Origin of the sequence: Streptomyces sp. NPDC088350 (assembly GCF_044753545.1) — a bacterium.
Lineage (GTDB): Bacteria > Actinomycetota > Actinomycetes > Streptomycetales > Streptomycetaceae > Streptomyces.
This window is the reverse complement of the sequence record NZ_JBIVNL010000001.1, coordinates 811,278-833,847: the sequence shown is the minus strand read 5'-3', so window position 1 is coordinate 833,847 and position 22,570 is coordinate 811,278. Positions and strand designations below refer to the sequence as shown.

The 22,570-nt window shown below is 71.5% G+C and carries 22 protein-coding genes; 7 read left to right on the top strand and 15 right to left on the bottom strand.

Features of this window, described 5'->3' with window-relative positions; all coding sequences use genetic code 11:
- Positions 1–134 precede the first annotated feature (134 nt).
- The 3 genes from ACIQBL_RS03855 to sigE all read right to left on the bottom strand — a co-directional run bounded on the left by ACIQBL_RS03855 (position 135) and on the right by sigE (position 3,934).
- Positions 135–2,174, bottom strand: coding sequence for a trypsin-like peptidase domain-containing protein (locus tag ACIQBL_RS03855; protein WP_401936385.1), 2,040 nt, complete (start codon positions 2,172–2,174; stop codon positions 135–137).
- 78 nt (positions 2,175–2,252) lie between these two features.
- Complete coding sequence (locus tag ACIQBL_RS03850; protein WP_401936383.1) at positions 2,253–3,236, bottom strand: anti-sigma factor family protein; 984 nt, start codon at positions 3,234–3,236, stop codon at positions 2,253–2,255.
- A complete protein-coding gene (gene sigE, locus ACIQBL_RS03845) occupies positions 3,233–3,934 on the bottom strand; it encodes an RNA polymerase sigma factor SigE (protein ID WP_019072074.1) in 702 nt (233 codons plus the stop codon). The genes ACIQBL_RS03850 and sigE overlap by 4 nt, the downstream gene beginning before the upstream one ends.
- Before the next feature lie 270 nt (positions 3,935–4,204).
- Here sigE and ACIQBL_RS03840 point away from each other — a divergent pair, with 270 nt between their 5' ends.
- Positions 4,205–4,903 (top strand): O-methyltransferase, encoded by a 699-nt coding sequence (locus tag ACIQBL_RS03840; RefSeq protein ID WP_078651523.1) that lies wholly within the window; start codon positions 4,205–4,207, stop codon positions 4,901–4,903.
- Between the two features lie 299 nt (positions 4,904–5,202).
- On the opposite strand, the gene ACIQBL_RS03835 is transcribed toward ACIQBL_RS03840, so the two are convergent.
- A complete protein-coding gene (locus ACIQBL_RS03835) occupies positions 5,203–5,370 on the bottom strand; it encodes a DUF3117 domain-containing protein (RefSeq protein WP_003966491.1) in 168 nt (55 codons plus the stop codon).
- A gap of 374 nt (positions 5,371–5,744) precedes the next feature.
- Between ACIQBL_RS03835 and ACIQBL_RS03830 the strand changes: the two genes are divergently transcribed.
- Complete coding sequence (locus ACIQBL_RS03830; protein WP_401936380.1) at positions 5,745–6,548, top strand: enoyl-CoA hydratase/isomerase family protein; 804 nt, start codon at positions 5,745–5,747, stop codon at positions 6,546–6,548.
- Between the two features lie 6 nt (positions 6,549–6,554).
- Here the strand turns inward: ACIQBL_RS03830 and ACIQBL_RS03825 are convergent, their stop codons facing one another.
- Both ACIQBL_RS03825 and ACIQBL_RS03820 read right to left on the bottom strand, forming a co-directional pair.
- Complete coding sequence (locus tag ACIQBL_RS03825) at positions 6,555–7,127, bottom strand: DNA-3-methyladenine glycosylase I (RefSeq protein WP_401936377.1); 573 nt, start codon at positions 7,125–7,127, stop codon at positions 6,555–6,557.
- A complete protein-coding gene (locus ACIQBL_RS03820; RefSeq protein WP_401936375.1) occupies positions 7,124–7,474 on the bottom strand; it encodes a DivIVA domain-containing protein in 351 nt (116 codons plus the stop codon). The genes ACIQBL_RS03825 and ACIQBL_RS03820 overlap by 4 nt, the downstream gene beginning before the upstream one ends.
- A 135-nt stretch (positions 7,475–7,609) precedes the next feature.
- On the opposite strand from ACIQBL_RS03820, the gene folP reads away from it, so the two are divergent.
- Entirely contained in the window at positions 7,610–8,470 is an 861-nt protein-coding gene (gene folP, locus ACIQBL_RS03815) for a dihydropteroate synthase (RefSeq protein WP_401936372.1), read from the top strand.
- Between the two features lie 110 nt (positions 8,471–8,580).
- On the opposite strand, the gene ACIQBL_RS03810 is transcribed toward folP, so the two are convergent.
- Together ACIQBL_RS03810 and dapE are read right to left on the bottom strand one after the other, a co-directional pair.
- Positions 8,581–9,339, bottom strand: coding sequence for a TIGR00730 family Rossman fold protein (locus ACIQBL_RS03810; protein WP_043674715.1), 759 nt, complete (start codon positions 9,337–9,339; stop codon positions 8,581–8,583).
- Between the two features lie 77 nt (positions 9,340–9,416).
- Entirely contained in the window at positions 9,417–10,496 is a 1,080-nt protein-coding gene (gene dapE / locus ACIQBL_RS03805; protein ID WP_401936369.1) for a succinyl-diaminopimelate desuccinylase, read from the bottom strand.
- Positions 10,497–10,581: 85 nt separating this feature from the next.
- Between dapE and ACIQBL_RS03800 the strand changes: the two genes are divergently transcribed.
- Together ACIQBL_RS03800 and ACIQBL_RS03795 are read left to right on the top strand one after the other, a co-directional pair.
- Positions 10,582–11,571, top strand: a complete 990-nt coding sequence (locus tag ACIQBL_RS03800; RefSeq protein WP_401936366.1) for a heavy metal transporter — start codon at positions 10,582–10,584, stop codon at positions 11,569–11,571.
- 272 nt (positions 11,572–11,843) lie between these two features.
- Positions 11,844–12,296 carry an ATP-binding protein gene (locus ACIQBL_RS03795; RefSeq protein WP_401936365.1) on the top strand — a complete coding sequence of 151 codons (453 nt, stop codon included), beginning with the start codon at positions 11,844–11,846 and terminating at the stop codon, positions 12,294–12,296.
- A 145-nt stretch (positions 12,297–12,441) separates the two neighbouring features.
- Here the strand turns inward: ACIQBL_RS03795 and ACIQBL_RS03790 are convergent, their stop codons facing one another.
- The gene (locus ACIQBL_RS03790; protein ID WP_401936362.1) at positions 12,442–13,536 is read right to left on the bottom strand and encodes a bifunctional succinyldiaminopimelate transaminase/glutamate-prephenate aminotransferase; all 1,095 of its coding nucleotides are present in this window, start codon (positions 13,534–13,536) and stop codon (positions 12,442–12,444) included.
- 119 nt (positions 13,537–13,655) lie between these two features.
- Positions 13,656–13,976 carry a ferredoxin gene (gene fdxA, locus ACIQBL_RS03785; protein WP_019058397.1) on the bottom strand — a complete coding sequence of 107 codons (321 nt, stop codon included), beginning with the start codon at positions 13,974–13,976 and terminating at the stop codon, positions 13,656–13,658.
- 140 nt (positions 13,977–14,116) lie between these two features.
- Between fdxA and ACIQBL_RS03780 the strand changes: the two genes are divergently transcribed.
- Positions 14,117–15,148, top strand: coding sequence for a GNAT family N-acetyltransferase (locus tag ACIQBL_RS03780; protein ID WP_401936359.1), 1,032 nt, complete (start codon positions 14,117–14,119; stop codon positions 15,146–15,148).
- A gap of 17 nt (positions 15,149–15,165) precedes the next feature.
- The gene (locus ACIQBL_RS03775; protein WP_401936357.1) at positions 15,166–16,017 is read left to right on the top strand and encodes a tetratricopeptide repeat protein; all 852 of its coding nucleotides are present in this window, start codon (positions 15,166–15,168) and stop codon (positions 16,015–16,017) included.
- A 108-nt stretch (positions 16,018–16,125) separates the two neighbouring features.
- Here ACIQBL_RS03775 and ACIQBL_RS03770 read toward each other — a convergent pair whose 3' ends face one another.
- The 5 genes from ACIQBL_RS03770 to ACIQBL_RS03750 all read right to left on the bottom strand — a co-directional run bounded on the left by ACIQBL_RS03770 (position 16,126) and on the right by ACIQBL_RS03750 (position 22,526).
- On the bottom strand, positions 16,126–16,740 hold the full coding sequence (locus ACIQBL_RS03770) for a response regulator transcription factor (protein ID WP_401936354.1): 615 nt from the start codon (positions 16,738–16,740) through the stop codon (positions 16,126–16,128).
- Positions 16,737–17,933, bottom strand: a complete 1,197-nt coding sequence (locus ACIQBL_RS03765) for a sensor histidine kinase (protein ID WP_401936352.1) — start codon at positions 17,931–17,933, stop codon at positions 16,737–16,739. Before ACIQBL_RS03765 ends, ACIQBL_RS03770 begins: the two co-directional genes overlap by 4 nt.
- On the bottom strand, positions 17,930–18,661 hold the full coding sequence (locus ACIQBL_RS03760; RefSeq protein WP_401936349.1) for an ABC transporter permease: 732 nt from the start codon (positions 18,659–18,661) through the stop codon (positions 17,930–17,932). The genes ACIQBL_RS03765 and ACIQBL_RS03760 overlap by 4 nt, the downstream gene beginning before the upstream one ends.
- Positions 18,658–19,581 carry an ABC transporter ATP-binding protein gene (locus ACIQBL_RS03755; RefSeq protein WP_401936346.1) on the bottom strand — a complete coding sequence of 308 codons (924 nt, stop codon included), beginning with the start codon at positions 19,579–19,581 and terminating at the stop codon, positions 18,658–18,660. Before ACIQBL_RS03755 ends, ACIQBL_RS03760 begins: the two co-directional genes overlap by 4 nt.
- Positions 19,582–19,736: 155 nt before the next feature.
- The gene (locus tag ACIQBL_RS03750) at positions 19,737–22,526 is read right to left on the bottom strand and encodes a hypothetical protein (RefSeq protein WP_401936343.1); all 2,790 of its coding nucleotides are present in this window, start codon (positions 22,524–22,526) and stop codon (positions 19,737–19,739) included.
- Positions 22,527–22,570: the final 44 nt, after the last annotated feature.

Sequence of the window (22,570 nt, the reverse complement as noted above, 5' to 3'; positions counted from 1 at the left end):
GTACCCGGCGATCCCACCCGACCGGTACTGTCCCGGGGGCTACGAGTGGGTGTACACGACCGGTTTTCCGGGTTGTTTGCCTAGTGGGAGCGGGCGCGCGGCTCTCACCTGTGACGTTTCTGTCAATCACCGGCTCAGCCGCCGGTCGAGGAGCCGAGGACGAGTGACACGGTCATGTCCTTGCCGTCCCGCCGGAGGGTCAGGCGCAGCTGGTCGCCGGGGCGGTGGGCACGGGTCCTGACGATGAGTTCGTCGCCGGAGTGGACGCGCTCGCCGTCGACCTCGGTGATGACGTCGCCCGCCTGGAGACCGGCCTTGGCACCGGGGCCGCCGGCGCTGACCGCGGGGCCGTCCCCGCTCCCCTTCGCGGCGACACGGGCTCCGTCCCCGGTGTAGTTCATGTCGAGGGTGACGCCGATGACCGGGTGCGTGGCCTTCCCGGTGTTGATCAGCTCCTCGGCGACGCGCTTGGCCTGGTTGACGGGGATGGCGAAACCGAGCCCTATGGAACCGGCCTGACCGTCTCCGGTATCGAGCCCGTTGTCGGCGGAACGGATCGCCGAGTTGATCCCCACGAGCCGCGCCCGCGAGTCCAGCAGGGGGCCGCCGGAGTTGCCCGGGTTGATGGGCGCGTCGGTCTGCAGGGCGTCGACGTACGAGACGTCGCTCCCGTCCGCCGCGTCGCCGCCGGCCGTGATGGGCCGGTCCTTGGCGCTGATGATCCCGGACGTCACGGTGTTGTCGAGGTCGAAGGGCGCCCCGATCGCCACGACGGGGTCGCCGACCCGCACGTTGTCGGAATTGCCGAGCGGCATCGGCCTGAGCCCCCGCACACCGCTCACCTGTACGACGGCGAGGTCGTATCCGGCGTCGTGCCCGACCACCTTGGCCTTGACGGTCTGTCCCCCACTGAAGCGCACGGATATCTCACCGTCGCTCCCGGCGGGCTGCACCACATGGTTGTTGGTGAGGATGTGCCCCCGCGTGTCCAGCACGACCCCGGTACCGGTCCCCGACTCCTCGTCACCGGTCACATGCAGCGTCACCACACTGGGCAGCGCCCGAGCGGCGATCCCGGCCACACTCCCGGGCGCCCGCCCGGTGTCCTCTCCCCCGGCCTGCGTCAACACGATGTCCCCGCCCAGCCCGTCCCGCTCGACATACGCCCCTACGACACCTCCGACGCCCCCGGAGAGCAGCGCGATACCCAGCGCGGAGGCGGCGAGGCGTTTCCGGGCGCGGTTGTGGTGCTGCTGGTGGGCGGGGGCAGGGGCGCCGGTCTGCTGGAGGGGGGCGGGGGATGCCCAGGGGTCGTAGCGGTGCCAGGGGTCGGTGGCGGGGAGGCCGGGGTCGGGTTCCGGTTCGGGGAAGGGCTGATCGGAAGTACCGGGGGGCTCGGAGGCCGCGACCGGGGCCGCCGAGGCGGGGTGCGGGTCGGTGGAGGCAGGGCGGGGCACTGAGGGACTCGGTGAGCTGGAGTCGGACGGTGCCGGTGACGGTGGAGTTGGGGCACCAGGGGCACCAGGGGCCGCTGTAGGCATCTGTGGCGCCGTGTCGTGCCCAGCGGTGACCACCGGATGCTGGACGGGCGGCGCGGGCGCCCAGGGACCCGGCTGACCGTACGGCGGGGTGCCGTAGGGGTCGGGGTCGTGCAGGGGCTTGGGGCGGTGGGCGGGGGCGGGGGCGGGAGAGGTCGGTTCGACGTCAACGTCACCACCGTCAACGTCCGCAGCCACACCGCCGGTTGGAGACCCGGCCGCAGGACGGACCGGCGCAGAGTCGCCGCCCGTACCCGCGACGGCACCCGCACCCGCACCGCCGGCCAGGAACTCCGACCCGGGACGGCCCGACTCCGGACCACCGTCGGCATCCGCGACCACACCGGCGCTCGACGCCTCCGGCACAGGGCGGGCCAACTCGAAGTCGCCCTCGCCGGAAGCCGCTTCGCCGCTCAGTCCCTCGCCGACCGCACGCGACTCGAAGCCGTCGTCGCCGGTCGCCCGTGATGCTCCGTCCCGCACCGCGTCCGGCGGCCACAGCGTGAAGTCCCCGCCGGTGTCGGCGTCGACGTCGACCACGTCCGCACCCGGTGTCGCCGCCCGGGAATCCGCTGCCCGGCCCCGGCCCCACCACGTCGACTTCGTGGGCCTCGGATTCGGTGTCCCGTCGTTCATGTGCTCCCCAACCACCGGCCGTGCCACCCCGTACTCCCCGGATTCAACCAGGTTCGCGGGGCGCGGTGCAGGGGCCGGTCAGGGCAGGGGGCGGAAGGAGGTGGTGGGGGTGGGAGTGGGGGAAGAGGTGGTGTGGGGGGTGGGGGTGGGGGTGCGCAGCAGACCGGGGGCCATGACCTCGGGGGCCGTGGACCAGGACGTGAGGGCGATGGGCGGGGTCGCGATCAGCGGGCGTATCAGCGGGGACATGACCGCCGCACCGGCCATCACCGGCGCGCTCAGCGTGTGCATGACCTCGTCGCCCTGGGCGACCGCCGGGGACGGCACCCCGGGCAGCAGCGGCGCGGAGACGGACGTCGGTGCCACCGAGGTGTCGCCGAGCATCGACCGCTGGTTCGTACCCTGGGCGAGTAGGGGCCCGACACCGCGGCGACGCCCCGCGTCGGAAGTCGCGGCGCCCGTGCCCTGTGTACGCGCGGGAGTCACACCCGCACCGCCGCGCGCCTCGGCGGCCGTGTCGCCCGGCGTGACCGTGGCCACCCCGCCCAGTGCGATCGCGGCCAGCGACACCGCGCCGGCGGCGACGAACGCGAACCGCATCCCGCGCGAGGCGGAGCGGTCGGTGTCGTGCCGGCTGACGTCATGGATGCGGAAACCCTCGCGTGCGGAGGGTGCGGAAGGGGCCAGGGCCGTGGAGGCGTGCGGGGCCGCAGGGACGTAGCCGAACTCGAACGCGTCGAGCGGGCCGTCCCTCCGCACGCCGAACAGGCCGACTCCGGCGAAGAGTCCCCCGCCGGGCGGCTCCTCGTCGTCGGTGTCGCCGCCTCCCCCGGGAAGCCCCTGGAGACGGGCCAGGAAGCTCTCGGAAGGGGGCGGTGGGGCCATTTCCGCGAACACGTTCTTCAGTCGGCGCTGCGCGTCGGCCTCGGCCTTGCACTTCGTACAGGTGGCCAGGTGTGCCAGTACGCGATCGCGCGACTCATGACCGAGCTCTCCGTCCACCAGGGCGGAAAGTCGGTCTCCCAGGTGCTGCTCCGCAGGCGTAGGACGTGATCCACTCACGCGGTCGCGCCCCCTCCCCCCAGCGCGGGCACACGCGCCACGAAGGAGCGGCGCTCGGCCCGTGCTTCCGGCGAGCGGTGCGCGAGGGCCTTGCGGAGCTGGGAGCGGCCGCGGTGGATCCGGGAACGGACCGTGCCGAGCTTGACGCCCAGGGTCGCGGCGATCTCCTCGTACGAGAGTCCCTCGATGTCGCACAGGACGACCGCGGCCCGGAACTCCGGGGCGAGGGTGTCCAGGGCCTGCTGGACGTCGGCGTCGAAGTGCGCGTCGTTGAAGACCTGCTGGGGCGACGGCTCGCGGCTGGGCAGGCGCTCGGCCGCGTCCTCCCCCAGCGCGTCGAAACGGATGCGCTGCTTGCGGCGGACCATGTCCAGGAAGAGGTTGGTGGTGATGCGGTGCAGCCAGCCCTCGAAGGTGCCGGGCGTGTACGTCGACAGCGAACGGAAGACTCGGACGAAGACCTCTTGCGTCAGGTCCTCGGCGTCGTGCTGGTTCCCCGTCAGTCGGTACGCGAGCCGGTACACACGGCCGCTGTGGGTGCTGACGATCTCCTCCCAGGTGGGCGGAGTCCACGCCTGCCCGTCCGCGTCGGTGGAGAAGGTCGCGGTCTGGGCATGGTCAGCGGCGTGGCTGTGGTCAGCAGCGGTGTCGTTCACGGATTTCGGCCTGCCCGCCGATCCGAGAAAGCGCCGGAGCACTCCTCCCCGATCCACAGGTACAGCCGCACCTCCCCTGTCGGCTCTGGTGGTGTCCAGTGGAGCCCCTACCATAGCCACCTCGCCCGTTAGCTCCGGATAAGCGGTTTTACGAGAATTTGATACACGCTCATACCGACCTCGCGGTGGAGCGAGCCGTTGCTCATGGCCTTGCTCGCGCCTCTGCCCGACGTACTGATCCATCCTCATCCCCCGCTCTTCCCTCCGGCCGCGTCCCCCAGTGCATTCCTCCCCCTCTAAACGCCCGGTCCCATCAGCAGGTTCCCGGCACCAACGGATACAGTCACGCCCAGGCAACCACGGGGACAGGAGAGGGTCATTACCGGCAACCGGCAGACGAGCTGGGCGTTCGCCGACGCCTATGTCGCCGAGGACGAAGCACTGCGCTGGGCCCGTGACCGGGCCCGCGAGGCAGGGCTGCGCTCGGTGTCGCCCGGCACGGGCGCCGCGCTGCGGATGCTCGCCGCCACCGTGGACGCGAAGGCGGTGGCGGAGATCGGCACCGGGACCGGCGTCTCCGGGATGCATCTTCTGTACGGCATGCGGCCGGACGGGGTACTGACCACCGTCGACCCGGAGCCGGACCACCAGCAGTTCGCCCGCCAGGCCTTCCGCGCCTGCGGCTTCGCCAGCAACCGGGCCCGCTTCATCCCGGGCCGCGCCCTGGACGTGCTGCCCCGGCTCGCGGACGCCGGCTACGACCTCGTGTTCTGCGACGGTGACCGGCAGGAGTTCCTGGACTATCTCGCTGAATCGTTGCGCCTGCTGCGTCCGGGTGGCCTGGTGGTCTTCGAGGGCGTCTTCGCCAACGGCCGCACGGTCGACTCGGGCCCTCAGCCCACCGAGGTACTGCGGCTGCGCGAGCTGCTGCGCGCCGTGCGCGAGAGCCCCGAGCTGGTGCCGTCGCTGCTCCCGGTGGGCGACGGGCTGCTGTGCGCCGTCAAGCGCTGAGGCCTCCGGCGGATCAGGTCGCGGGACATCGGCGGTGTCCGATGTGCGCCGGTGAGCGGCGCGTGGCACGTCAGCCGTAAGGCGGAGGAAACGTGTGACATCGGGGGGGCCACCACCGCGGACGACGCGGAGGCAGCGCGTCGGCGACGACAACGCCGCAGGTGTGCGAACCAGGCCCCGCGTCTTCGGCGCGATCCGCCGGACGGGTCCCCACAGCCCGTAGGACCCCGGAAAGCAGCGACCCCGGCACCGTCTCGGGTGCCGGGGCAGCTGAAGGGGTATGGTCGCGTTCCGCCGCGTCAGCCGACGACCTTCTTGAGGGCGTCGCCCAGCGCGTCGGCCTCGTCAGGGGTCAGCTCGACGACGAGCCGACCGCCGCCTTCGAGCGGAACGCGCATGACGATGCCCCGCCCCTCCTTGGTCACCTCGAGCGGGCCATCGCCCGTCCGCGGCTTCATGGCCGCCATGCTCGTTCCCCTTCCTGAAACCAGCTCATCGTCGCCGACGGCCCCATGGAGGGCACGCGCGGCCCCTAATGAGACACGCGTCACCGGCATCGAACACATTGCTTCCAAGCCATTATCCCGCATCTCAGGACCCGATGACCAACATCAGTCGGCATCGCTTGGGCAACGCGCGCGAGCAAAACCACTCAATTCGCCGACGCGACTGCGATACTTCGCCGCCGCACGGACCCCCGCCGACCGAATCCGGAGCGGAATTCTTTGACGCAGGTCACACGTCGGGTCCGGTGCGCGGACGGTGATCTCCGCCATGCTGTCCTACGGACGTACGGGTACCGACCGGTACGCCGCAGCCGCGACACCGGAGGGGACACATCATGGCCGACACCGTGCTCTACGAGGTGAGCGACGGACTCGCGACGATCACGCTCAACCGCCCCGAGGCGATGAACGCGCTGAACATCGCGACCAAGGTCGCCCTCCGGGAGGCGGTACGGACCGCCGCGGACGACAGTGCCGTCCGCGCGGTGCTGCTGACCGCGGCCGGGGAGCGGGCGTTCTGTGTGGGCCAGGACCTCAAGGAGCACATCACGCTGCTGGCCTCCGACCGGGAGGCCGGGACCGGGGTCACCATGACCACGGTGAAAGAGCACTACAACCCCATCGTGCGCGCGCTGGCCGGCATGGCGAAGCCCGTGGTCGCGGGGGTCAACGGGGTCGCTGCGGGAGCCGGTTTCGGGCTCGCGCTGGCCGCGGACTACCGCGTCGTGGCGGACACCGCCGGCTTCAACACCTCCTTCGCGGGCGTGGCACTGACCGCGGACTCCGGCATCTCCTGGACGCTGCCCAGGGTCGTCGGACCCGGGCGCGCCTCCGACCTGCTGCTGTTCCCGCGCACGATCACCGCGCAGGAGGCGTACGACCTGGGGATCGCCAACCGGCTCGTCCCCGCGGGCGAGTTGCACGCGGAGGCCGAGAAGGTGGCGCGGGCCTTGGCCGACGGTCCGACCGTGGCGTATGCGGCGCTGAAGGAGGCCGTCGCCTACGGCCTCTCGCACACCCTTGAAGAGACGCTGGAAAAAGAAGACGAACTCCAGTCCCGCGCGGGCGCGTCGGAGGACCACGCGATCGCCGTGCAGGCCTTCGTCAACAAGGAGAAGCCGAAGTACTTGGGTCGCTGAGCCGGCTCAGGAACGGCGGGACACACAGTCCACCAGGTGGTCGTCGACCAGCCCGCACGCCTGCATCAGCGCGTACGCCGTCGTCGGGCCGACGAATCTCAGGCCCCGCTTCTTCAGGGCCTTCGACAGGGCCGTCGACTCGTCCGTGACCGCCGGGACGTCTCCGAGTGTCTTCGGGGCCGGGCCCGGCGTCGGGGCGTGGGACCAGATGAACTCGTCCAGCTCACCCGGCGCCCAGTCGTCCAGCACGCGCGCGTTGGCGATCGTCGCGTCGATCTTCGCGCGGTTGCGGATGATGCCGGTGTCGGCGAGGAGCCGTTCGCGGTCGGCGTCCGTGAAGGTGGCCACCTCGGCGATCCGGAAGCCCGCGAAGGCCGCGCGGAAGCCCTCGCGGCGGCGCAGGATCGTGATCCAGGAGAGGCCGGACTGGAAGGCCTCCAGGGAGAGCCTCTCGTAGAGCGCGTCGTCGCCGTGGACCGGGCGGCCCCACTCCTCGTCGTGGTACGTGACGTAGTCCTCGGTGGACAGCGCCCAGGGGCAGCGCAGGGCGCCGTCCGCACCGGTGACGGCGTCGCTCACCGCTGGTCGCCTTCCGCGGGCTTCTCCATGGAGACGTGGACGGTGGCCCGGGCACCCGCCAGCGCGGACTCCAGGTCGGCGATCCGGGCGTCGCGCTCGGCGAGTTCCGCGGCGATACGGCTCAGCGCGTCGTCCACCTCGGCCATGCGGTAGCCCCGCGCGGCGAGCGGGAAGCGGAGGGTCTCCACGTCGACGTGGTTGACCGGCCGGTCCAGGGGCAGCGGGTCGTCGAGACGCTCGGGCGCGGCGTCGGGCAGCGGGGCGCTGTCGCCGCCGCCGATCACCGAGAGGGTCACGGCGCCGACCACGACGGCGAGCGCGACGACCAGGAACAGGAACATGAACATCGCTGGGGTCTCCACGGGCGTCGAGGTCGGACGTGCCGAAGCCGAATGTGTCAGGGTCCGATCGTGCCATGCGACGCTGACAGTTAGGGTCACAGGCGGCTGAAGACCGGTACGTACTAGGAGAGGTCACAGGGGATGCTCAGGCTGGGCAGGCGTGAATTCGACGCGCACGAGCCGGTGATCATGGCGATCGTGAACCGGACCCCGGACTCCTTCTACGACCAGGGGGCGACGTTCCGCGACGAGCCCGCCCTCGCGCGCGTGGAGCAGGCCGTCGCCGAGGGCGCCGCGATCATCGACATCGGCGGGGTCAAGGCCGGTCCCGGCGAGGAGGTGACCGCCGAGGAGGAGGCGCGGCGCACGGTCGGTTTCGTGGCCGAGGTGCGGCGCCGCTTCCCTGACGTGGTCATCAGCGTCGACACCTGGCGGCACGAGGTCGGCGAGGCCGTCTGCGAGGCCGGGGCGGATCTCCTGAACGACGCGTGGGGCGGCGTCGATCCCCGGCTCGCGGAGGTCGCCGCGCGGTACGGCGTGGGGCTGGTGTGCACGCACGCGGGCGGTGCGCAGCCGCGTACCCGGCCGCACCGGGTGGCGTACGACGACGTCATGGCCGACATCCTGCGCGTGACCCTGGGGCTTGCCGAGCGGGCGGTGGCGCTGGGGGTGCCGAGGGAGTCGGTGCTGATCGATCCCGGGCACGACTTCGGGAAGAACAGCCGGCACAGCCTGGAGGCGACGCGGCGGCTCGGCGAGATGGTCGCCACGGGGTGGCCTGTGCTGGTGTCGCTGTCCAACAAGGACTTCGTGGGCGAGACGCTCGACAAGCCGGTGAAGGAGCGGGTTGTCGGGACGCTCGCGACGACGGCGGTGTCGGCGTGGCTGGGGGCGCAGGTGTATCGGGTGCATGAAGTCGCGGAGACGCGGCAGGTGTTGGACATGGTGGCGTCGATCGCCGGGCATCGGCCTCCGGCGGTGGGCAGGCGGGGGCTGGCGTAAGGGTTTTTCGCCCCCGCCGCCCCTGCCCGTCCCCTCCCTGGGGGCTGCCGCCCCCGGACCCCCGCTTCGGCCTGGACGGCCTCGTCCTCAAACGCCGGACGGGCTATTTGCTACCGGCCCGCTTCCTTGGACACCAGCGCTACCGCCTCGTCCACGTCGTCCGTGACGTGGAACAGGAGGAGGTCCTTCTCGGATGCCTTGCCCTGGGCGATCAGCGTGTTCTTCAGCCAGTCGACCAGGCCGCCCCAGTACTCGCTTCCGAAGAGGACGATCGGGAAGCGGGTGACCTTCTGGGTCTGCACCAGGGTGAGGGCCTCGAAGAGTTCGTCGAGGGTGCCGAGGCCGCCGGGGAGGACCACGAAGCCCTGGGCGTACTTGACGAACATCATCTTGCGGACGAAGAAGTAACGGAAGTTCAGCCCGATGTCGACGTAGGCGTTGAGCCCCTGCTCGAAGGGCAGCTCGATGCCGAGGCCGACGGAGATGCCCTTGGCCTCCAGGGCGCCCTTGTTGGCCGCCTCCATGGCTCCGGGGCCGCCGCCGGTGATCACGGCCCACCCGGCCTCCACGAGGGCGTGTCCGAGCCGTACGCCCGCTTCGTACTCCGGTGAGTCCGGCTTGGTGCGGGCCGAGCCGAACACGCTGATCGCGGGCGGCAGTTCGGCCAGCGTGCCGAAGCCCTCGATGAACTCCGACTGGATGCGCAGGACACGCCACGGGTCGGTGTGGACCCAGTCCGAGGGGCCGCCCGCGTCCAGGAGGCGCTGGTCGGTCGTGCTCGCGGTCACCTGGCCGCGCCGCCGGAGGACCGGTCCCAGGCGCTGCTCCTCCGGTGGCTGCTGCTTGCCCTCGGGGTTGCCTGTAGCCATGTGCGCTCCCTCCACTTGCAGGTGTTTCGTACCTCAGCGTAGGTCTACGCGGGTTACAGCGGGGGGACGTACGGATGTCAGCCGGTCAGCCAGTCCACGAGCCGCCGTTCGGCCTCGGGGATCAGGGCCGCCTCGACCCGCTCGTCGACCTTGTGGGCGAGGAGTTGGGCGCCCGGGCCGTAGTTCACCGCGGGCACGCCGAGGGCGCTGAAGCGGGCGACGTCGGTCCAGCCGAACTTGGGGCGGGCCTCGCCGCCGACGGCCGCCATGAAGGCCGCCGCCGCCGGGTGGGTCAGGCCGGGGCGGGCGCCGCCGGTGTGGTCGTCGACGACGAACTCGTCGACCCCGCAGTCGGCGAAGTACTCGCGCACGAAGGCCTCCGCCTCCGCCTCGCTGCGGTCGGGCGCGTAACGGAAGTTGACGACCAGGGTGCACGCGTCGGGGATGACGTTGGTGGCCACGCCCCCTTCCACACGCACCGCGTTGAGGCCCTCGTGGTACTGGAGGCCGTCCACGAAGGGCTTGCGGGGCTCGTACGCGGCGAGCCTGGCCAGCGCGCGCGAGGCGGCGTGGATCGCGTTGGAGCCCATCCACGCGCGCGCGGAGTGCGCTCGTTCACCCGTGAACTTCAGGAACACCCTGAGCGTGCCCTGGCAGCCGCCCTCGACCTGGCCGTCCGTCGGCTCCAGGAGGACCGCGAAGTCGCCCTCCAGCCACTCGGGATGCGCTTCGGAGACGTGCTTGAGGCCGTTGAGGTGGGCGGCGACCTCTTCGTTGTCGTAGAAGACGAAGGTGAGGTCGCGGTTGGGGGCCGGGACCGTTGCCGCGATGCGGAGTTGGACCGCCACGCCGGACTTCATGTCGCAGGTGCCGCAGCCCCACAGGACGCCGTTCTCGTCGAGGCGCGAGGGGACGTTGTCGGCGATCGGGACCGTGTCGATGTGGCCGGCCAGGATGACGCGTTCCGTGCGCCCGAGGGTGGTGCGGGCGACGACGTTGTTGCCGTACCGGTCGACCGTCAGGTGCGGCAGGGCGCGCAGCGCGGTCTCGATCGCGTCCGCGAGGGGCTTCTCGCCACCGCTCTCCGAGGGGAGGTCGACGAGCTGTGCGGTGAGCCGTGCGGCGTCCTGCGTGAGGTCAAGTGGGGTGTCGGCCATGTCCTCGACCCTAACGCGAACGGCTGGGGCGCCGGTTGTCCACACCCGGCGCATCGGTAACAGGAGCCTCCAGTACCTTGTGGGGATGCCTGAGCAGTCCCCCACTCCCAAGAAGCGTCGACGCGGCCGCCTCTTCCGGTTCTCAGCCGCCCTCGTGGTGCTGCTCGCCGTCGCGGGTTACCTCGTCGTCCAGTACGTCACCGGCGGTCGGGGCGGGCCCGGCTGCAAGGTGGTCTCCGGCAAGGACGACGGCCAGGAGTACGAGTTCACACAGGAACAGGCGATGAACGCGGCGACGATCGCGGCCGTCGGCACCGGGCGCGGGATGCCCGCGCGGGCCGTGACGATCGCGCTCGCGACCGCGCTCCAGGAGTCGCAGCTCGTCAACATCCAGCACGGCGACCTGGATTCGCTCGGCCTGTTCCAGCAGCGGCCCTCGCAGGGCTGGGGCACCAAGAAGCAGATCCTGGACCCGACGTACGCGGCGGGCGTCTTCTACGAGCACCTGGCCAAGGTGAACGACTACCAGAAGCTCCCCCTCACGGTCGCCGCGCAGCGCGTGCAGCGCAGCGGTTACCCGGAGGCGTACGCCAAGCACGAGCCCGACGCCGCGCTGCTGTCCGCCGCCCTCACCGGACAGGCCGCCGCCACCCTGACCTGCCAGGGTCTCCCGGACACCACCGTGACCGCCACCGGCCCGGACGCCGTACGGGCCGCGCTGGTACGGGACTTCGGGCGCACGATCCTGAAGAAGACCGGCGCGGAGGTGACCGGGGACTCGACGTCCAAGGACACGTCGAGGACCAAGTCCACCTCCAAGTCCACGCCCGCTCCCGGCGCGAGTGCCACGGGCGGGAGCAGCACCGTGACCCTGCCGGTGCGGTCCGGCAGCACGAAGACCGGCTGGCAGCTCGCGCACTGGGCGGTGGCCAACTCCTCGGTGCTGCACATCGAGCGCGTGTCGTACGCCGGCCGCGAGTGGGCCGCCGGCAGCGCGGACGACCCGTGGCACTCCACCGGCACGAAGGCCGCCGGCGGGGTCCGCATCGTGACCGAACGGCAGGCCGGGCAGTAGTACGAGTCCTCACCCGTAGGGGTTCCGCACGGTCGATCCGGGTCCGGGCTTGCCCGGGTCTTCGCTCGGTGACCCCCGCATTCGGCGAAACCCTTGAGGACAAAGGGCTGCACGCATTCGGCAGACTTTCGGACCGGGCGCTCTTTGTCCGTTTTTATCCGTAGCTGATAATGCGACGCATTGCGAACTCTTTACGTTGGCGCTCCGCAACCTTCGCGCGCTTCGAGCGGTAGTCACTGCGTCCGAGCCCGGAGATCAACACAAGGAGCATCATGTCCCTCCCCCTGACCCGCCGGATCGCCCGTGCCGCGCTGCTCGTCGCAGCGGGAGCGGCAGCCGGGGTCGGTGCGGCCGGCTCCGCCAGTGCGGCCCCCTCCCTGCCGGCCACCCCGAACCTGGGCGCGCTGACCGCCCTGGACGGGGCGAGCGTCGGCAACACGGTCGACGGCGCGAGCCAGAACGTCACGGGGGTCGCCGGCAAGTCCGGTGGCCAGACGCTGGAGAAGGCGGTGCCGGCCGCAGGCAAGACCGGCGGGAAGGTTGCCAAGACGGTGGCTCCGGCCGCGCAGCATGTTGCCGGGGACACGGCGGGGCAGGCGGGAGGCCTGCTCGGCGAGACGGCGAAGACCGCTACCGCCGGTGGTGGGTTGCCGACGGATGCGGTCACCAAGGGTGGGTTGCCGTCTGCGCAGGAGCTGCCGCTCAAGGGGCTGCCGCTCGGCTAGTTCGCCTGAGCTGAAGGGGTCCAGGGAGTTCCCTGGGCCCCTTTTCTGCGTTGTTTGTCGGCTTGCGGCCGGTGGGGGCTGGTCGCGCCCACGCGGCGGAGCCGCACATCGACACAGCCCCGCGCCCCTAAAAGCAAAAGACCTTTCAGCTCAGCCTGTTTACAGCTGCCCGGACTCGCTCGTCCGTCGCCGTCAACGCCACTCGTACGAAGTTCGCGCCCGCGTCTCCGTAGAAGTCGCCGGGCGCCACCAGGATGCCCAGGTCCGCCAGGTGGGACACCGTGTCCCAGCAGGACTCGTCCCTCGTTGCCCACAGGTAGAGGCTTGCCTCGCTGTGTTCGATGCGGAAGCCGTGGGACACGAGGGCCTCGCGCAACAGCGACCGGCGGGCCTTGTACCGCTCACGCTGTTCCTGGACGTGGGTGTCGTCGCCCAGAGCCGCTACCACGGCCGCCTGCGTCGGGGCCGAGGTCATCATGCCGCCGTGCTTGCGGATCTCCAGGAGCGGGGCGAGGACGGCCGGGTCGCCGGCCAGGAAAGCCGCGCGGTAACCGGCGAGGTTCGAGCGCTTGGAGAGGGAGTGGACCGCGACGATGCCGTCGTAGGAACCGCCGTTGACATCGGGGTGCAGGACCGAGACCGGGTCGGCCGCCCAGCCCAGTTCGAGGTAGCACTCGTCGGAGAAGACCAGGATGTCGTGCTCGCGGGCCCAGGCGACGGCCCTCTTCAGCTCGTCCTTGGACAGGACCTTGCCGGTCGGGTTCGAGGGCGAGTTGAGCCAGAGGAGCTTCAGGCCTTCCGGGTTCAGGGTCGTCGGGTCGTCGTAGACCTCGTACTCGGCGCGGGCCAGGCGGGCGCCCACCTCGTACGTCGGGTAGGCCAGGCGGGGGTAGGCCACGCGGTCGCCCGGGCCCAGGCCCAGCTGGGTGGGGAGCCAGGCGACGAGTTCCTTGGAGCCGACAATGGGGAGGACGTGGCGGTGGGTGACGTCCCGGGCGCCGAGGCGGCGCTCGACCCAGCCGGTGATCGCGTCGCGCAGGGCCGGGGTGCCCCAGACCGTGGGGTAGCCGGGCGAGTCGGCCGCGTCGATCAGGGCCTTCTGGATCAGGTCGGGGACCGGGTCCACCGGCGTGCCGACCGACAGGTCGACGATGCCGTCCGGGTGTGCCGTCGCCGTCTTCTTGTACGGCTCCAGCTTGTCCCAGGGGAAGGTGGGCAGCAGGTCGGAGACTGCGGACACGATTTCTGGCTCACTTTCTTCGGTACGACCGGTACGGCAAACGCCTCGGCCCCGTAGGGCGCTGATCGGGCGTGATCAGGCCGTACGGGACCGAGGCGGCGCGTCTGCGCGGGCCGCTCCTACTGGTTCTGCGGCGGCAGCGCGGCGACGAAGGGGTGGTCGCGCTCGATCAGGCCCAGCTTGCTGGCACCGCCCGGGGAGCCGAGCTCGTCGAAGAACTCGACGTTCGCCTTGTAGTAGTCCTTCCACTCCTCGGGAGTGTCGTCCTCGTAGAAGATCGCCTCGACCGGGCACACCGGCTCACAGGCTCCGCAGTCGACGCATTCGTCCGGGTGGATGTACAAGGACCGGGAGCCCTCGTAGATGCAGTCGACCGGGCACTCCTCGATGCACGCCTTGTCCTTGACGTCGACACAAGGCTGCGCGATGACGTAGGTCACGCTGTCGTTCCTCCTCGATAGGGCGCTGGCGGGCCTCCGTAGGCTCCGCCGCCAGGCGCGCTGGAGCGCGGCGTCGTCCATGCCCGCACCTAGTATCTCCGTTCCGGGGCGTGATCCATACAGGAGGGGTGAACTGACCTGTGGAAATCTCTGCGGCTGGACGGCTTGAGGTCCGCATCACCGCTGCTGACGTGGGCAAACGGGTGTCCGTCAGGCGCTTGACAGGTACTGAAGACACGGCGGAGAAGTTCACCGACACGGTGGGTGTTCTCACATCATGGGACAGCGGTGTGCTGACGATCACACGGAAGGGTGGGGAGTCCGTCCGTATTTCGGAATCCTCGCTGGTGGCGGGCAAGGTCGTCCCGGCCGCTCCGGCCCGCCGAAGGGGACCTTCCGCTTCCTACGCCGAACTCGCCCGCGTCTCCTCCCGTGCCTGGCGCCCGGTGGAGAGCGAACGGCTCGGCGAGTGGGAACTGCGCGCCGCCGCCGGGTTCACCCGCCGCGCCAACTCCGTGCTCCCGCTCGGCGATCCCGGCCTGCCCCTCGACGAGGCCCTCACCGCCGTACGACGGTGGTACGGCGACCGGGGCCTGCCCGCGTACGTCCAGACCGCGACCGGTGCCGAGGGCACGCAGGAACTGCTCTGCGCCGAGTTGGAACGGCGCGGCTGGACCCGTGAGGTCACGGCCGAGTTGTGGGTCGGGGCGCTGGCTCCGGTCGCCGACCGGGCCGAGGTGTCCGGTGTCGTCCTGTCCCGGTCGGCCGACGAGGCGTGGCTGGCCCGCTACCAGCGCAAGGGGGTGAGCGAGGTGGCCCTGAAGGTGCTGGGGGGAGGGCCTTCGGTGTGGTTCGCGACGGTGCCCGGCGAGGGGGCGGGCGTGGCTCCCGCCGCGATCGGGCGGTGCGTGGTCGACGGGCGGTGGGCCGGTTTCGGCGCCGTCGAGGTCGATCCGGCCCTACGGCGGCGGGGGCTGGCCTCCCTCGTGATGGCCGCGTTGGCCTCGCGGGCGCTGGACGAGGGGGCGTCGGCCGCGTGGTTGCAGGTCGAGGCGGACAACGCGGGGGCGCGGGCGCTGTACACCGGGATGGGGTTCGGGGCGCATCACGCCTACCACCACTATCGCGAGCCGGTGGCCCACAGTGGCGCCGGCCGCCTCGGATCGTCGTGAGGGGGTACGAGTTCGCCATGCCTGCTCCCTGTCCCCCGTCGCCCGAGCGGTCGGCGGCAGTGCGTCGCCGGTTCGCCGAGGAGGCTCGGTCCGAGCGGCCCGATCTCGCGACGCTGTGTCTGCTGGTGGGGGCCTCGGCGGACGGGGCGTTGGACGACACCGGGATCGACTCCGCGCAGATGGAACTCGACCGGCTGGCGGGGCAGTTGCCGTACCGGCCCGGGGGGCCGTCGGCCTGGGCCGGCGCGCTGCGTCAACTCCTCGGCGTGCGTTTCGAGTTCCGGGGCTCGCCCGGTGACTATCAGCGGCTGGAGTCCTCGTTGCTGCACGCGGTGCTGCGGCGGCGGCGCGGGTTGCCGATCCTGCTGTCCGTGGTGTGGATGGAGGTGGCCTGGCGGGCGGGGGCGCCGGTGTACGGGGTCGCTTTGCCGGGGCACTTCGTGGTGGGGTTCGGGCCGGCGGAGGATCAGGTGCTGGCCGATCCGTTCGACGGGGGGCGGGTGTTGTCGGGGGGCGACGCGGAGTTGCTGGTGGCGGGGGCTACCGGGGCGGCGCTGCACCCCTCGATGCTTGTGCCTGCGGCGCCGCTGGAGGTGGTGTCTCGCGTCCTGAACAACATCCGGGCGTGGGCCGCGGCTCGGCCGGAGCGGTCGGATGTTGCCTTGTGGGGTGTGGAGTTGGCGTTGCTGTTGCCTTCGCATTCGGCTCGGTTGCGGTACGAGCGGGCTCAACTGTTGGTTGAGCGGGGGGATTTCCTCACGGGGGCGGATGAGCTGGAGGCGTATGCGGAGGTGGTGGCTGTGGTGGATGAGGCTGCGGCTGAGCGGGTGCGGGGGCAGGCGCGATCGGCTCGGGCCATGTTGAACTGACGTTCGCCTATGCGCCGTTGAGCTTTGGTCGTCTTGCGGGTGCGGGTGCGTTGTGGCTGGTCGCGCAGTTCCCCGCGCCCCTATCGGGGCGCCAACCCTGGCCTGTGATTACAACCAGCCCTTCTCCCTTGCGATCCTCACCGCCTCCGCCCTGTTCCGTACCGCCAACTTCTGAATGGCCGTCGACAGGTAGTTGCGGACCGTGCCCTGGGACAGGTGGAGGGTCTTGGCGAGTTCGGCGTTCGTCGAACCGTCCGCCGCCGCCCTCAAGACCTCACGCTCTCGGTCGGTCAACGGGTTGGCGCCCTCGGCCAGGGCCGCTGCCGCCAGGGTGGGGTCGATTACTCGCTCGCCCGCCAGGACTTTCCTTACCGCTTCCGCCAGTTGGGCCGCCGGGGCGTCCTTGACGAGGAACGCGTCGGCGCCCGCTTCCATCGCGCTGCGCAGGTAGCCGGGGCGGCCGAAGGTGGTGAGGACGACCAGTTTCACGGCGGGGAGTTCCTTGTGGACCTGGGCCGCCGCCTCGATGCCCGTGCAGCCCGGCATCTCGATGTCGAGGAGGGCCACGTCCACGGCGTGCCGCCGTAGCGCCGCCAACACCTCGTCGCCGCGCGCGACTTGGGCGACGACCTCGATGTCGTCCTCCAGGCCGAGGAGTGCGGCCAGTGCCTCGCGGACCATCGACTGGTCCTCGGCGAGGAGGACCTTGATCGTACGGCTCATGCGGGCGATCCTACGTCCGGCGAGGAGACCGGAGCTCCGGCCGGCACCCGTGCGACCAGCCGGAAGCCGTGTTTGAGGCGGGTCGCCTCCAGGCAGCCGCCGACCTTCTCCAGGCGCTCGCCGAGACCCGTCAGACCGTTGCCGGGGCCCTTGCCCGAGCCGCCGGTGCCGTCGTCCTCGACGGACAGTTCGAGGACGGGGCCGTCCAGGGTCTGGCGGCGGACCAGTTCGACCACGCAGCGGCGGGCGCCGCTGTGCCGTACGACGTTGGTGATCGCCTCGCGCAGGGCCCAGGCGAGGGCGGACTCGCTGGGTTCGGGGGTGTCGGTGAGGTCGGGGTCGGTGGGGAGGTCGGCCGTTACTCCGGCGGCCGTCAACGCGACCTGGGCGCCCGCGAGTTCGCCGGGGAGGCGGGGGCGGCGGTAACCGGTGACCGCCTCGCGGACGTCCACCAGGGCCTGGCGGCTGACCTGTTCGATGTCGGCGACCTGCTGGGCCGCCTTGTCGGGGTGGTCGGGGAGCATGCGGCCGGCGAGTTCGCTCTTCAGCGTGATCAGGGAGAGGGAGTGGCCCAACAGGTCGTGCAGGTCTCGGGCCAGGCGCAACCGCTCCTCGTTGGCGGCGAGTTGGGCGACGGTGGCGCGGGCCTTGCGCAACTCGACCGTCGTACGCACGAGTTGCTTCACGCCCATCATCGCGAAGCCGAGGAGCAGCACCACCAGGAGCAGGCTCCAGTCGTCCTCACCGACGTACAGGCCGACCAGGAGCATGGCCAGGGTGTTCGTGCCGATCGCCCCGTACGCGATCCGCTGCGGCAGGGCCGCGCCGCAGGTGACGGAGACGTACACGAAGAGGCCCGTCCAGGGCTTGCCCAGGGTGAGGCACAGGGCCACGGCGATCATGCCGAGCAGCAGGACGAGGGCCCCGACGATCCGTCCGGAGAAGGCCCGGCCCATGTTCCGGAAGACCAGGGTCAGATAGACGCCGGTGAAGGAGACCAGGGCCAGCCAGCCGAGCGTGACCGCGGCCGTCGAGTGCCGGCCCGAGGTCAGGTCCTGCACCGGTGAACCGAGGAAGATCAGCCAGGGCAGGATCCAGACCAGCTTGCGCGCCGCCTCGGCCCGGTTGCGGGGTTCCTGGCCGACCCGGATCGCGTGCTCCGCGGGCTTCCCGTCGTCCGTCATCGCGCTCACGCCTTCAGCGTGTCCTTCCGGTACAGCCACGCCGCCCCGCCCGCGAACAGGGCGAAGTAGACGACGAGGAGGGTGACGTCCTTGGCGTGGGGCGACTGGCTCTGCTCGATGGCCTGCCCCAGGGCAGCGTACGCGTGCGTGGGCAGCCACTTCGCGATGTCCTGGAGCCACGCCGGGAAGGTCGAGGACGGGAACCACAGGCCGCCGAGGATCGACAGACCGAAGTAGATGATCATCGTGATCGGGCGGACCGCGTCCCCGCTCGCGAGGTACCCGATGGCCACGCCGAGCGCGGCGAAGACGAGGCTGCCGGCCCAGATCGCGCCGGTCAGCGCGAGCCACTGCCAGGCGTCCAGCCGTACGTCCTTCACCGCGGCGGCGACGACGAACACGACCACGATGGACGGCAGGCTGACGACGGCGGCGCTGGCGGTCTTGGCGAGGACGTAGCCGCGTCCGGGCAGCGTGGTCAGCCGGAGCTGCCGTACCCAGCCGTTCTCGCGCTCCTTGGCGATGCGCTCGCTGTTGCCCATCAGGACGGCGGTCAGGGCGCCGAAGGAGGCCATGGAGACCATGACGTACTTCGCGACGCTCAGGCCGGTGCCGTCGACGTTGCCGGTCTGGTTGGAGACGAGCAGGAAGATGACCGAGGGGTAGATCACCGAGAAGAACAGGAACTTGCGGTTGCGCAGGGCGCGGGTGAGTTCCAGTTTGATCAGGCTGTTCATGACTGCTTGGCCTCCTCGGCGGCGGTGATGGCGACAAAGGCCTGCTCCAGGCCGAGCCCGGCGACTTCGAGGTTGCGGGGGTAGACGCCGAGGCCGTAGAGCGCGTGGACGGTCGCGTCGGCGTCGGTGGACTGGATGCGGATCGTCTGGCCCGAAATGTCGATGGTGGTGAGGAACGGGAGGGCCCGGATCGGCGGCTCGTCGATCTCGCCGTCCAGGTCGAAGGCGATCCTCCGGGCGCCCGCCTTCGCCTTGATCTCGGCGGACGTGCCGTCGGCGAGCAGCCGGCCGCGGTGCAGGACCAGGACGCGGTCCGCGATGGCGTCGGCCTCTTCGAGGTAGTGGGTGGCGAAGAGGACCGTACGGCCCTGGTCGGCCTGTTCGCGCATGGTGGCCCAGAAGGCCTGGCGGGCGGAGACGTCCATGCCGGTGGTCGGCTCGTCGAGGACGATCAGGTCGCTGTCGCCCGCGGTGGCGAGGGCGAAGCGGACGCGCTGGGCCTGCCCGCCGGAGAGCTTGTTGACCTTGCGGTCGGCGATCTGGGCGATGCCCGCGCGGGTGATCACGTCGGCGACCCTGTACGGCTTCGGGTGCAGGGCGCAGGCCAGCTTGACCAGCTCGCCGACCGTGACCTCGTCCATCAGCCCGCCGCTCTGCAGCATCGCGCCCACCCGCCCGGCGACGATGGCCTCGCGGGGGCTGGTGCCGAAGACCTCGACCTTGCCGGTGTCGGCCTGCTTGAGGCCCAGCAGCAGGTCCAGGGCGGTCGACTTCCCGGCCCCGTTCGGCCCCAGCAGGGCCACCGTCTCCCCCGCGTGCAACGCGAGCGACAGCCCGTCGACGGCCCGCACGCTGCCGTAACTCTTGCTCACCTGATCGAACCCGACCACCGGGGTGGCCGTCGCCGCTGTTGTCGTCATGCACCCATCGTGGCCGCCGGGGACCGGTTCCCGGCAGTGTCGGCGGTCCGGTGTGCCGCATGACAGATGTCATGCCGGGGGCGGTGTCCTACGACGAGAGGGCCACCCGGCGCCTGTGCCGGGTGGCCCTCTCGTCGTTCGTCCGGGCTGTGCCGCTAGCTGGGGGTCGTGTCGATGATCCCCACCCGGTCGGTCGTGCTGACCAGTGCCTTGCGCAGGGCGAGGTACACGTCCTGCGGGGTGACGGCGGTCTTCTGGCCGGTCGCCCGGGTGATCTTGACGCTGTCGAAGGTGCTGCCGTAGAGCGTCTTGAGGGCGGTCAGGTCGGGGCTGTCGGTGAGCTTGCCGTTCACCGCCTTCACACCGAGGAACTTCCAGAGGGAGTTCTGCGGGCTCAGCTTCAGCTGGACCCCGGTGTCCGTCTTGACCGTGACGAACCCGGACATCGCCGGTTCCGCGAAGGCCTTCATCTCACGGTCGACCTCGGCGTTCGTGACCGCCGGCTGCTTGGTGGTGGTCGGGACCGTCACCGCGCCGGCCGTGCCGGTCTCCACCTCGGTGCGGTACGCCGCCTCCACGGCCGCGGTGGAGCCGGCCCCGTCGATGGCCTTGCCCGCCTTGCCGTAGACGGCGACCGCCTTGCCCGCCTTGAACTGGATCGTGCCCTCGGTCACCGCGCCGGAGCCGGAGCCGCCGCCGAGGTCGGAGAGGGCGGCCTGGAGCTTTTCCTCGTCGGTCGGCATGTCGGGCTCGACGACCCGGTGCCGGCCGAAGAGGGAGCCGATCACGGAGACCGGGTTGTAGTCGCTCGTGGCGGCCGAGGCGACCGTGGACGCGAAGTCGAACTGCAGCCCCGCCTGGTCCGGCTTGAGCGAGACCGTCTTGCCGCCGACCGACAGCTTCAGCGGCTTGTTCACCCGGTCGCCGAACGCGTCGTCGAGCTTCTTGACGGCGTCGTCGCGGGTGCCGCCGCCGATGTCGACACCGAGCACGGTGGTGCCCTTGGGCACGTCGGTGTGGTTCATCAGCAGCCCGGCGCCGTAGGCACCGCCCGCGAGGACGAACGCGCCGACGACGAGCAGGACCAGCTTGCTGCGGCCCTTCTTCTTTTTCTTCGCCGCGCTCTTGCCCGCGTTCTTGGCGGCCGGCGTGCTCTGCGTCGAGCCGGGCTCGGGCACCTTCGCGGGCGTGTGCGGGAGCGGTCCGTCGGGGTGGGTGCCCGGACCGAACGGCGAGTTCCCCGTGCCCGGGACGACCGGCATACCGCTGGTGACGGTGTGTCCGGAGACCTGGTCGGCGGGGGCGCCGTAGCCGGGCATGCCGGGTTCGGGGGCCGGCTTCTGGGGGGTGAGGATCGCGGTGTCGTCGCTGAGACCGCCGCCGGGGATCATGCCGGGGAGAGCCGCGCCGCCGTGCGCGCCGGAGCCAGAGCCCATTCCGGGGCCGCCGGGGCCCATTCCAGACCCACCGGGGCCAGCGCCAGGACCGCCGGGACCTGTGCCGGGACCACCGGGACCTGTGCCGGGACCACGGAGGCCCGCGCCAGGACCGCCAGGACCACCCGGACCACCCGGGCCCCTGCCGCGAGCGCCGTGTCGGCCGGAGGACGCGCCCGGGCCGCCGGGACCGCCCTGGCCCCCCGGACCGGCGAGTCCACCGGGAGCGCCGGGACCACCGGCGCCGTTCGTGCCGCCCTGTCCGTCGGCGTAGCCCACCGGCGCGCCCTGTGCTCCGCCCATGGGGCCGGGCGGCAGCATCAGGCCGTTTCCGGTGACCGGACCGCCGGTCGGGCCCGCGGGACCCTCCGGGCCGCTCTGACCGCCGCGTCCGTTCGGGCCGTTGAAACCACTGGGTCCACCGGGACCGCCCTGGCCGCCGGGACCACCGGTGCCCCCGGGACCCCTGCCCTGGCCGCCGGGCCCGGGGAACTGCTCGGCGCGCCCGCCGTGGCCGTTGGCCCCGGGGAAACCTCCCAGCTCGTCCTGGCCGTCGGGTCCGGGATAGCCACCCTGGTCGCCGTGGGCGTTGGGTCCAGGGAAACCGCCCTGTGCGCTCTGACCGTTGGGGCCGGGGAAACCACTCTGCTCACCCTGGCCATGGACCTCGGGATAACCGCCCTGCCCGCCCTGGCCGTTGGGGCCGGGGAAACCGCCCTGCCCGTTCCCCGAGAAGTACGGCAGGTCGTCGCGGCGCGGTTCGCCCGGTCCGCCGGGTCCGCCCGGTCCGCCGCCGTTCGGGCGCGAGCCGTTGCCCAGCGGGCCCGCCGCCAGTGCCTCGGTCACGTCGAAGGAGCCCGTGCCGCCACTGTGTCCGGGGGCGACGGGTCCGGAACCGGTGGCGCCGCCGAGTCCGGCGCCGTTCGTACCGCCGTTCGCGCCGGCCGGCCGGGAAGCGCTCGGCAGGCCCATGGCGCCGACCACACCACCGGGGCGGGCGCCCGTCGGCCGTGCACCGGCGGGTGTACCCGAGGAGGCACCGGGAGTCGGGGTACCCGCGGCCGAACCGCCGGGAATTCCCGCCCCGTTGGTGCCGCCACCGCCCTGACCGCCCTTCGCGGGGCCGGACTTGCGGGGTGCGAACCAGTCGCTCGTCTTCTCCTCGGCGCCGGGCAGCGCGAGTTCACCGGTCGGCTCGACGACGCCCGCGGGCAGCGCGGAACTCGGCAACTGCACCTCGGCGGTCGTGGACGCGTCCGCGAACTCGGTGTCCGCGACGGGCGTCCGCACGACGACCGGCGGAATGGGCCGCGAACCGGGGATGTTGATCCGGATCCGGGTCGTCAGCGTCGTCTCGGTCTTGCGTTCCTCCGGCTGCGCGGCCGAACGCCCCGCATCCGTACGGTCGTCGGAAGCCGCGGGCGTCCCGTACGGCGGGGTTCCCGAGGGGTATGCGGCTCCGCCGCGCCCGTCGGGCCCGGAGGACGGAGTGTCAGTTTCACGACTCAAGGCAGGTTCTCCCGGTTGGCTCCGCCGCCCGACACCCACGGGCG